The organism is Robertmurraya korlensis NBRC 107688 (assembly GCF_001591645.1).
Lineage (GTDB): Bacteria > Bacillota > Bacilli > Bacillales > Cytobacillaceae > Robertmurraya_A.
This window is the reverse complement of record NZ_BCVH01000032.1, coordinates 1-11,565: the sequence shown is the minus strand read 5'-3', so window position 1 is coordinate 11,565 and position 11,565 is coordinate 1. Positions and strand designations below refer to the sequence as shown.

The 11,565-nt window shown below is 38.3% G+C and carries 9 protein-coding genes; all 9 read right to left on the bottom strand.

Annotation, left to right across the window (positions count from 1 at the left end):
* Positions 1-42: 42 nt before the first annotated feature.
* The 9 genes from BKO01S_RS22350 to ftsE all read right to left on the bottom strand — a co-directional run bounded on the left by BKO01S_RS22350 (position 43) and on the right by ftsE (position 11,127).
* Positions 43-1,539 carry a glycoside hydrolase family 32 protein gene (locus BKO01S_RS22350; protein ID WP_066059837.1) on the bottom strand — a complete coding sequence of 499 codons (1,497 nt, stop codon included), beginning with the start codon at positions 1,537-1,539 and terminating at the stop codon, positions 43-45.
* Positions 1,514-3,748 carry a glycoside hydrolase family 32 protein gene (locus BKO01S_RS22345; protein ID WP_066059836.1) on the bottom strand — a complete coding sequence of 745 codons (2,235 nt, stop codon included), beginning with the start codon at positions 3,746-3,748 and terminating at the stop codon, positions 1,514-1,516. Before BKO01S_RS22345 ends, BKO01S_RS22350 begins: the two co-directional genes overlap by 26 nt.
* A gap of 19 nt (positions 3,749-3,767) precedes the next feature.
* Positions 3,768-4,610 (bottom strand): carbohydrate ABC transporter permease, encoded by an 843-nt coding sequence (locus tag BKO01S_RS22340; protein WP_066059834.1) that lies wholly within the window; start codon positions 4,608-4,610, stop codon positions 3,768-3,770.
* A 3-nt stretch (positions 4,611-4,613) separates the two neighbouring features.
* On the bottom strand, positions 4,614-5,513 hold the full coding sequence (locus BKO01S_RS22335; protein WP_066059832.1) for a carbohydrate ABC transporter permease: 900 nt from the start codon (positions 5,511-5,513) through the stop codon (positions 4,614-4,616).
* A 74-nt stretch (positions 5,514-5,587) separates the two neighbouring features.
* Complete coding sequence (locus tag BKO01S_RS22330; RefSeq protein WP_066059830.1) at positions 5,588-6,907, bottom strand: ABC transporter substrate-binding protein; 1,320 nt, start codon at positions 6,905-6,907, stop codon at positions 5,588-5,590.
* Between the two features lie 159 nt (positions 6,908-7,066).
* Positions 7,067-8,032: a LacI family DNA-binding transcriptional regulator gene (locus tag BKO01S_RS22325; RefSeq protein WP_066059828.1), complete on the bottom strand. Its 966-nt coding sequence runs from the start codon at positions 8,030-8,032 to the stop codon at positions 7,067-7,069.
* A 131-nt stretch (positions 8,033-8,163) separates the two neighbouring features.
* The gene (locus BKO01S_RS22320; protein ID WP_066059826.1) at positions 8,164-9,447 is read right to left on the bottom strand and encodes a murein hydrolase activator EnvC family protein; all 1,284 of its coding nucleotides are present in this window, start codon (positions 9,445-9,447) and stop codon (positions 8,164-8,166) included.
* A 110-nt stretch (positions 9,448-9,557) separates the two neighbouring features.
* Entirely contained in the window at positions 9,558-10,451 is an 894-nt protein-coding gene (gene ftsX, locus BKO01S_RS22315; protein WP_066059825.1) for a permease-like cell division protein FtsX, read from the bottom strand.
* Positions 10,441-11,127 (bottom strand): cell division ATP-binding protein FtsE, encoded by a 687-nt coding sequence (ftsE, locus tag BKO01S_RS22310; RefSeq protein ID WP_066059824.1) that lies wholly within the window; start codon positions 11,125-11,127, stop codon positions 10,441-10,443. Before ftsE ends, ftsX begins: the two co-directional genes overlap by 11 nt.
* Positions 11,128-11,565 lie beyond the last annotated feature (438 nt).

Sequence of the window (11,565 nt, the reverse complement as noted above, 5' to 3'; positions counted from 1 at the left end):
AAACCCATAAGGATTCCCTTTTATCTTTTTTACATAAAGAATCTAAACAAGCTCCCATTTCAAAAGCCTGTTCACCTGTGTCGTACCTTGAGAATCGAATAAAATTCTTTCGCTTACTTCCTTTGAAAAATATAAGGAGGTAAATACTTGCTCACCGTTATTCACAAAAATCTCAATGGATGACACATCTAGAAAGATTGACAGATGAACTGAATTGGATAAATCAATCGACTGACTTCTGATATAGTCCTTTTTACTCCCCGTATTTTCAATGACATATTCGGACTCACTTCGATCTAAAGCGATTTCATTTTTACTCTTATCAAATGTTAATGATAGCTTTTCATTTGTATCTTTGAAAAACTCAATCGTAAACTGATGGCTTTCTGTCATCTCAAATTCAATATCTAGTCTTTGACTATTCCCATTCAGACTAGTATTCTCGTAAAGTCCATTGATCGAAAAATCATTCTTTTCTATGCCATTTCTTTGATAGGTTTCTATTTTCTGATAAGGCTTTTGAATAAGCCTTCCATTTATAATTGATAGTTCTCTAGGAAGTGTCATTGAACCATTCCAGCCATGCCCCAACTCATGCAAGGGATAGCTTCTCTCCCACATATTCATCCATGCGATCATCACTCTTTTCCCTTCATCAGTCAAAAGAGATTGAGGTGCATAAAAGTCAAAGCCCTCGTCAAGTTCTTGCTCACTTTCCACTGTGAATTCACCTGTTGAATAATTAAACTCCCCTATGAAAGCCATGGTGGAGTGAACATTTTCAAACCTATTCCCCACACGCGGTTTTTCCTGAGGTGAAAATAGCAAGACATGTTTGCCATCCAGTTCAAATAGATCTGGGCACTCCCATACCGTTCCATACTCCTTACCTAGTGACAACTGATTTAAATATTTCCAACTCAAGCCATCTTTGGACGTATAGAATAATACATGACCGATATGCTCCCTACTCTTTGCTCCAACCACCATATAAAACGTATTCTGATAGATCCATACCTTTGGATCTCTGAAATCCTCTACCCTTATCCCCGCTGGAACCTGTTCTGATGAAATAACTGGGTTACTCTCATACTTTTCGTAAGTTACCCCATCTACTGATTTTGCCAGACACTGAACCTGTCTAATATAGGGAATGGTTTCTTGTGTTTCAGAATATGATTTCTTTTTAAAATCCTGATCGTAGAGGTCATCCAGAAGGGAATCAATATGACCTGTATAATACAGCCAATGCTCCTGACCGACTTGAATCCCAGAACCAGAAAAGACACCATTCCGGTCATAGTCTTTACCTGGCTTTAATGCGATTTCCTTGTGACTCCATTTGATTAGGTCCGAACTCACTGCATGCGCCCAATGCATGGGACCCCATACGGTATCATAAGGATAATACTGATAAAAAAGGTGATATTCATTATTAAAGGTTGAAAATCCATTTGGGTCATTCATCCACCCACACTCAGGCATTAGATGATAGTTATGTCGATACGTTTGATTAATAGCTTTCGTTTGTATGGTCATTCTGTTCACTCAATTCTCCTTTTTTCCAAATTGATTTCAGCTCGTAGACTTTCATTGATTTGATCAAAATTTCTTCCTCACCAATTAAAGAGATATAATCACTATTCTTTAATGTCGGGTAAGCCCTGCTTGAAATCATTTTTCTGTTATTTAAGTAGCATTCAATGGCTGAGTGATCAATATAAATATGTGCTGAAAATCCCTTATCGATCTCAAGTTCGCCACCTTGAATATCCCCTTCACGACCCAAACTACTTTTGCTTCGGTCGAGCCAAACTCTCTTCTTTTCTCTATCATAGACAAGGCATGTTTTCTCTTGATTCGTCGGATCTTTTTTACACGCAAACCCTACCAATTGTTCTGTATGTTCGAACTCCACAATAACCTCAAGCATTTTCCCTTTTATTTCTTTCAGTTTTTCATTCAGTTGACCTAATGGTTGATCCGTTTCATCCATTAGTACTTTGTCCCTTAAAGCCACTAGATTTTGTATCGGTTTTACCCTGAGTTCATCCTTTTCTAAATACACCTCAATAGGAAGCCCTGTATTGTGGGCCCAGCCAGAATCATACTCTTCCTGCTCATTCCGGTTTCCTTGAAGGATGGAGAATACAATCGATTGATTCGTAACTGGATCAACGAAGCCACTTGGCCCACTAAATTTAAACCTTCCGTAATCCATCAGTTGGGGTTCAGGTGTATCGGGAATAAACTTACGGCTATTCTTATCGAATTCTCCAAGATAATAATAAGTATCAACTTCGTATATTGATTCCTTGTTAAAATAACTCATGAATAAAAAGAGATGTTTGGTATTTCCTTTATCGTCAGAAACCGGCAGCAAAACAGGCAGCTCCCAATTTGTTCCTAAATAAGGGTAATCCTTATTATTGACTGTGAAAAAGTCCCCTTTAAACTGCCAATTCTCACAATCAGTAGATTCATAGATCCACGCTGTCGGCCCTACCTCTTCTATCCCACCGCCTATGATGAGGTACCATTTCTCATCCTGATCATCCTTCCAGACAAATGGATCCCTGAATTGAGACGGCATCCCTTGATTTTCCGTTTGTATAATGGCACCGTGATGATCCATTTCCCATTCCACTAGATGGAGATCCTCTATATTTTTGGGTCGAGCAATGGCAACCCCCTGGTTATATTCTTTTGCAAAATTGGCGGAGGTGTAAAACAGATACGGAATGCCCTTTGGTCCGATAGTAGCTGAACCAGACCACACCCCTGATGGCGTTAATTCACCCCTTTGTGGAAATAACGCCGTCTTTTCATTTTTCCAAAAGACCATATCATCACTTGTCCAATGTCCCCAATGCAAATTCGAGAAATAAGGACCCGTTGCATTCTTCTGATAAAACAAATGATACTTTCCCTTGTAGTAAAAAGGGGCATGGGGTTCATTCATCCAATGCTGTGGCGGTATCGCATGATATTGCGGCCGATGAATATCATCTAAAAGCTTCCTTTCATCAAGATCAATGTCCTTAAAATCAAGTGAAAGCTTATCTTGAATCTTAGTAAAATATATTTGAATCATTTCCGCTGACCAAGCTTCATCATAAATCTGTATAAAGTCGATTAACCCAGAAAACATTCCAGCCTTAAACACATCGCTGATTTTAAAGGGGGTGTTATTTAATCCAATTGATAAGGGAAGATCAGCATTCTCAAATCCTTCTATTGCCTCACAAAGTACTTGTTGGGAATCAATAGAAAGCGAGATTCGTTTGGTTTCTTGGTTAAAGGTAGCCGTAATTAGTGATTTCTTGAACAATTCTAATTGTTCATTGCTCCTACATGTATGTATACGACTACCATCCCCTATTTCAAATTGAACTTCCCCATGCTGATAAAGGCTTAACGCAAATCCTTTTTTCTTCTCTTGATCTAATTGATCAATGATGGTGGTCGACACTTCTCCATGACAGGCTTCAAAACAACGCGGAGCAATAACCGTCGCTATCGTCAAGGACCCATTTACTTGTATTGCTTGATCCTTTATATATGTGGAGTATCCGTCAAAATCTAACGCGTAACCTTCAAGTGAAGAAATGACCCACCTTGGAGAACAACTCTCCTTATACCTTGCCTGATTAAAGACATATTCAATAGGTAACAGATGGCCCCGAACCCGTTCTTTGGTTACACGTCCCTTTCCCTCATTCAAGTTAAGGTCATATAGTAAACTCATAAGTCACCTCTAATAGAATTTATTTAATTCCAGTTGTTGAGTTTTGCGGCATAATGTATTTTTGACCAAAGATATACACGAATAGAATGGGAATCGTGGTAACGGTTAGCCCCGCCATCACCTGGTTTAAGTAGATCGGTTTCGTTTCGTTCATAATATTTACAGCAACTGATAATGGATATTTGTTTGTTTCCGTAAAGACCATAAGAGGCCAAACATAATCATTCCACGAACCTACAAAAACCAGAATACCAATCGTCATGAAAATCGGTTTTGAAATAGGAACAGCAATTTTCGTGAATATTTGCCAGTCCGAAGCACCATCCATATAGGCCGATTCTCTTAGCTCTTTAGGAATTTTTTTGAAAAACACCATAAAGAGGAAGATATTAAAGGCACTTCCGATATGCGGCAATGCTAATCCCCAAACCGTATTCGTCAGGTTCATTTCATTGATGATAATAAATATTTGGATCAGAACAGACTGAAACGGGAAGATAATTAAAATGAGTAAAGTAGCCGTAATATATTTTTTAAAAGGGATATCAAAGGTAGCCAATGCATATCCTGCAAGTGAGTTAACCACTAAACTACCGAAAACAATTACGCAACTATATAGAACACTATTAAAGAAATGAAGCCCAAAATTAAATCTGCTGAACATTTCCTTATAAGGATCTAACCAGGAACTCATGTTACTGAAATTGGGTATAAAACTATGAATCGTTCCAATTTCTTTTGCTATTTCTGCTACCGATTTCGTACTACTTACAAACATCCAAACAGTGGGGAATAGGAACAGAATCGTAAATGCAATTAATAGAAGAATCTTTAAAAAGTTAATTACATTAAATTTCTCCATTTTTTATTCCTCCTTAACCAGTTTTCTTTGAACAAATGCGATAAGTATCAATAGTAATGCGAATACAACGGTTATGGCACTTGAGTAGCCAATCTGACGGTATCTAGTTCCTTGTTCAAACATGTATAAAAGAATGCTAGACGTACTGCCTTGGGGACCTCCATTTGTTAACACTAACGGTTCAATGATGATTTTAAATGTCCCTGTAGTCACGACAATTAGTACAAAAACAAGCTGATCCTTTATACTTGGAACAGTAATATACCTAAACTTTTGCCAAGCATTCGCACCTTCTATATCGGCTGCTTCATACAAGGAAGACGGAATTTCCTGAAGGGCAGCCATGATGATTAACATTTGAAAGCTTATCCCTTGCCAAAGAATAATAAAGGAAATCGTTTGGAGTGCTAGATCTGGATTAGCGAAGAATTCCTGTTTTGCAAAGCCTAACTCAGCTAAAAATACGTTTACAATACCTAGTTCTGGATCCAAGATATTTTTCCATAACAAGGAGACTACGATAATAGAGAGAATATATGGCGAAAAGAATGCTGTTCTAAAAAAGGTATTCACTTTTGACTTTTTCGCAATGAGAATGGCTAAAAATAAGGATAATGCAACTTGTAGAGGCACAATAAAAATGACATATTTGGTAGAGTTAACGAAAGACTGTTTTGCATATTTATCCTGCGCAATCTCCGTGTAGTTTTCAAATCCGACAAATGAAATATCATTTGGTTTTAAAAGATAATAATCCGTGAAGGAATAACCAACTGCGAGAAGAAGTGGATAAATAACAAACACACCAATTAAAATAAATGCAGGAAGTAAAAATAGACATTTACTACTTAAAATGAAACCTAGAAATCCATGTTTATTGATTCTTCTTCTGATTTTGTTCATATAAAAAACTCCTTAATAGAATAGAAAGTGTACGAACCATCGTACACTCACTATTTTATTATCATTATAAGCTTTTACTTAAATCTAGCAGCCTCTCTTTCGGCTTTTTCAATCGCATCCTCAACTAGTTTCTCAACAGAATCCGTTTCTAACGCTATTCCTTCCACAATATCTCCGAGTACATCTTCAAGCACTGGGAAGATTGGTGATTTCGGTTTTACATGTTCTGTCTCTACTAACTGATCTAACATTAGCTTTCTAGGATACTCGCTATATTTTTCCGAAGAGGCAAGTAACTCTTCATGACCAGGGATGAGCCCCGCTGCTTCTTCCATCGCCTTCGCACTATCCTTATTCGTTAAATGAGCAACTAGTTCAGATGTGAGTTCTGGGTATTTGGTTGCTTGTGTAGCAGCTACATACCAGCTTCCATGTGGTGCCGATTGATGACCTTCTTTTCCAAATGGATAAGGCATCAAAGACCAATTCAAATCAGGATACTCTTTTGTTAAAACATCAATCATCCAAGGACCTTCAAAACTTATGGCTGCTTTTTCTAAAGCAAAGGCATTTTCTCGAACAGTCGGAGAAACAATTCCTTCTCTAAAAAGGGTTTCCATAAACTTGAAAGCTTCCATGGTATTTTTACTATTTAAATAACCATCTGTATCTAAGCCATTTTCTCCAACTAATTCACCATCATTAGAGAAGATAATAGGTGAATGAGCATACATTTGCCATCCGCTGTTATCAGGGAACATATGCACAGGCTCTTGCCCCATAAAATCTTTAAGGATCTTAGCATTCTTTAAAAACTCATCGTAATTCCAAGCCAAATCTAGCGTCCAATTTCCATTTTCATCAGCCGGAATTTCTATTCCAGCAGCTTTAAAAAGATCGGGGTTAAAGAATACAGGTGAAGATAAATCAAAGGATTGTAATGCATATAGATGATCTCCAACACTACCTGCTTTTACGATTGCATCTAGGTATGAGTCAACAGTAGCTTGATCTAAATATTCATCTAAAGGTAAAAGAAGTTCTGAGTCAACGTAGGATGCCGTATGTACGCTTTCTAGTGTAATGACATCCGGTAGATCCCCCGTAGTGATTGCTGCGTTTAATCGATCATTATACCCGCTACCCTCACCGGTTTTTACGATGTGTTCCACCGTTACCTTTACATTCTCATGTGCTTCTTCAAATTCCTTCGCTCGCAAATCATAGTTTAAGCCCTCTGGCTCATCTGCAGAAACATGTACCCATACTTTTAATTCTTTTACTTCTTCTGAATCTGCATTCTTGCTTGAGTCTACCTGATTGGTAGAATTGGAACAGGCTGCTAAAGCAAACACTAGTACAAAAATCATGAAAAGGCTAACAATTTTCCTCATATTCTTTCCCCCTTTTTTGTATATGGAAATGTTTCCACAATAGCTATAAATAAAAGGGCACTGCCCTTATATAAGAGGTGGAAATGTTTCCATCTTTAACCCAAGTATATAAAACAGACCTCTATTTGTCAATCCGTTTTGAAAATATTCTAAATTTAATTATCGTGTGGTTTCACCCTTTAAAAACTGGACGGGATGGATCTCAGATGTCACCTGTTCTCCATTCACTTTCTTGATTAACAGCTCCACTAAACTTCTCCCCATTAATTCCACCGGTTGCCTAATGGAAGAAAGCTTGGGTCTTAGCATCGCATACGTCTGAATGCCATCATACCCTATAATGGAAAGCTCTTCTGGAATCTTGATCTTTCTATCTTGTACAAGTTGTACGAGCTCTAGTGCCATCATATCATTCTCAACAAATACCCCATCTATATCCTTGTATTGATCTAAGAAGGTGTGTAAAAAAGTGGTTTGGTCTTTAATCGGATCTTCTTCAATGTAAAGGGTATACTTTATTCCGACTTCCTTCGCCGCATCTTCAAATCCTTTGATCCTTTTTTCTACTTCGGTAAAGACGGTTTTGGAATAAGTCCCTATATAAGCAACGTGCTGACATCCCGTTTCTTTTAATACCTGTAAAGCCATCTTCCCCCCACCGTAATTGTCACTTGAAACAAAAGGGATCTCTCCGATATGGCGATCAACTAAAATAATTGGCATTGAATGATTGATTTCATTCTCAATCGGGTTATAGGAAATTCCAATAATCCCTGAAACCTTATTCTGCTTAAGCATACTAATATACTTAAGTTCCTTCTCCTTCTGGCCACTTGAATTACAAAGAATCATTTTGTAGCCTCTTTTATCAAGCTCATCTTCAATATAGTAGGCCAACTCTGAAAAAAAAGCATGATGAATAGAAGGTAGAAACAACGCAACCGTTTTATTATCTTGTGTCACGAATGCCCTTGCTGTTTCATTTGGAACATATCCTAGTTTATCGATTGCTTCTAAGACTTTCTTCTTCGTTTCTTCACTAACATATCCAGACTCATTAATAACCCGTGAAGCTGTTCCTAAGCCTACTCCAGCTAATTTAGCTACGTCCTTTATCGTTGCCATGGTATCACCTCAGCTCAAATCATATCATATGTGGAAACGTTTCTCTATTATTTTTCATCTATATTAAAAAAGCGCAATCTGTCTAATGAAATGAATAGACAGATTGCGCTTTTTATAAAGGAATTAACTGTTTACAATGGCACGATTCCAACCGGATTAATAGCATTAGACTTAGATGCATTCCAGCCACCGCGGTGAAGCTCAAAGTGTAAATGCTGGCCATAGGAATCACCTGTGTTCCCCATGTTTCCAATGAACTGGCCTTTAGATACGACTTGTCCTTCGCCCACTGCACGGCTGCTTAAGTGAGCATATACTGTTGTATATGTTTGTCCGTTAATGGAGTGCGCAATAAAGATCGCATTCCCGTAACTAGATGAATAGTACGAACGGATAACTACCCCATCCGCTGCTGATACAACAGGAACCGTTCCTTTAGCTGCAATATCCACGCCTGCATGCAATTTACCCCAACGAGCACCAAATCCTGAAGACAGGTAACCTGCTGATGGTCTTGTGAAAGATCCACCTGATACTGCTGGAGCTGAAACGGTACTTCCACCGCCACTTTCTGTACTACCGCCTGATGAATTGTTTGCAGCTGCGGCCGCCGCAGCTGCAGCTTCAGCAGCTGCTTTGGCCTGACGTTCTTGCTCCATTTGAATGGCTTTTTGCATCGCAGCCGCTTGATTAGCTAAGATCGATTGCTCTTCTGCTAGCGCCATTTGATGGTTATGAAGTTCTGTCTCTTCTTGTTGAAGAGTGGCCATCAACTTATCTTTTTCAGCCTTTTGTGATTCAAGGCTCTGCTTCATTCCTTCAAGGTCTGCAAGCATTTTTTCTAGACTAGCAAGCTTGTTCTCTACTTCTGTTTTCTTCGCTTCAAGTGCTTCTTTATCAGCTCTATGCTCTCTTAAAATATCTTGGTCAGCTTCTACAATCGTTGCCACCGCACTCATACGATCGATAAAGTCGGAGAAGCTCTTGGCTCCCATTAACACATCTATATAACTAACCATACTTCCGTTTTCCTGGAAGTTACGAGCACGGTCCTTTAGTAATTCGTTTCGCTTCGCAATACGTTCTTCAAGCACAACGATTTCTGCCTTTAATGTTTCGATTTCTGCCTTTGTATTCTCTATTTCAACATTTTTTGCAGCGATCTTGTTTTCTGTATCTGTTACCTTCATATCAATCTCTTTAATTTGAGCTTGAACACTATCCTGCTGTGCTTGATTTTCAGACAGCTTTTTTTCCGCATCCTGAAGCTGTGACTCTACTTCTGATTTTTCGTCTTGAATTTGACTCTTTTCTTCCTGAAGGTTTTGGATGGTATTCGCCTTTACAGGAGATACAAGAACACTTCCAAAACCTAGTGCAGCAGCAAGTGTGACATATGTTATCTGTTTTTTCACTCCGATTTCTCCTTCCGAATGCTAAGTTAGTCGTTCGATAGACAGATAGAACAAGTCTATAAATCTAGTAGGTTTTTATGTAGAAAAGGACGGTCGCACAGTCCTTTTCCTTATATTTTTAAGAATTTACGTACTGACATTAAGCTTCCCCAGATTCCAATGAAGGCTCCCATGATAACAAGGATTCCTGCTACTTGGAAAATAAATGGATTCACATCTAATATTTGAATGAAATTGCCCTCTAATCTTGGCGCAATATACTCATGTGCTTTTGTATATAACACTGAAATCAATGCGATTGGAATAACGGAACCCAGTACTCCAAGCATTAGTCCTTCTAGGAAGAACGGCCAACGAATAAACGAGTTCGTTGCTCCCACTAAGCGCATAATTTCAATTTCACGTTTACGAGCAATAATCGTAATTTTAATGGTGTTAGAAATAAGGAACATGGCTGTAAAAAGCAACCCTACAATGAGCACAAGACCCACGTTACGACTGACGGATAAAAAGCTAAATAGCTTTTCAACAGATCCTTGTCCATATTTCACCTTTGTGGTGTACTCAAATTTATCAATTTGTTTCGCCACTTTCATCGTATCAGTCGGATTTTTTGCCTTTACAATGAACACATCATTTAGAGGATTATCTTGTTCAAAAAGGTTAAAGACTTCCCCTTCTTCTCCAAGACTCGCAATCAAATTATCAAGCTCTTTCTCTTTTGCAGAGAATATGACACTTTCAACTTTCGAGAGACTCTTAATCTGCTCTTCTAGCACGGCTTGGTCTTCTTTAGTTGCTGCTATATCTATATGAACGCGGATTTCCACGTCTTCTTCAATGGAATCGGCTACCTTATTCAGGTTCATCATTAACACTAAAAACACGCCAACAAGAATCAATGTAACCGTTACGGCACTAACAGACGCAAATGTCATCCACGTGTTACGGGCAAGGTTTTTGACGCTTTCTTTCATGTGACGACGGATCGTTCTAGCTTTCATAGCCGTAGTCACCTCGCATTTGATCTCTTACAATTTTTCCACTTTCAATTGCAATTACACGATGCTTGATCGTGTTCACAATATCTTTATTATGAGTTGCCATTACAATGGTTGTCCCTCTTGTGTTAATCTCTTCAAAGATATTCATAATTTCCCATGAAGTCTCAGGATCAAGGTTTCCAGTTGGCTCATCGGCAATCATAAGCTTTGGTGCATTCACAATCGACCTAGCAATGGACACACGCTGTTGCTCTCCACCCGACAGCTCGGTTGGAAGCATTCTCGCTTTATGCTTTAAGCCAACGAGATCAAGTGTCTCCATTACTCGCTTTTTAATATATTTCGGCTGTTCTTCGATAACTTCAAGTGCAAACGCCACATTCTCATACACATTTAGCGTCGAAAGTAATTTAAAGTCTTGGAAAACCACACCGATATTTCTTCGTAACAGAGGAACTTTTGAGGATCTTAACGTAGCAAGATTGATACCGTTAATCGTAATGCTACCTTTGGTTGGCTTTTCCTCGCGGTACATCATTTTAATAAATGTGGACTTCCCCGCACCACTCGGACCAACTACGTATACAAATTCACCTTGCTTAATATCTACATCTATACCATTAGCGGCAGTAACGCCGTTTGGATACTTTTTATATACATCTTTCATTTCTATCATTTAACTATCACCTATATTGTTTTGTCATATCTATCAATGGGCCATGGAATGTTATAGTTACTTAAATGATGGTCAATGAATTATCGCCGAATTTCGACAAAAGTTGACCGCTACTTTAGACAGTATTCTTCATAAATCACATACAAGAAACATTATAGCATTATCCTAATACAAAAAGCGGTATAAAAATATTACATTTTCTTTTCAAGTATTGTCATATTATGGTGAGAGTTGGTAATAGTCATCTAAATCATTCGACATGATTGGTGGAAATCCTTTATTTTATAGGGGATTGCTGTGGAATTTTGTATTTTTGTGGTTGGAATTAGTCAGGTTCGGATGGCTATCCGCGGATTTTGGCATTCTATCCGCGAGATACTCATTTTATCAGCAAAAATCTAAATATATCCGCGATCACCAAAACAAAAAACGCCCACC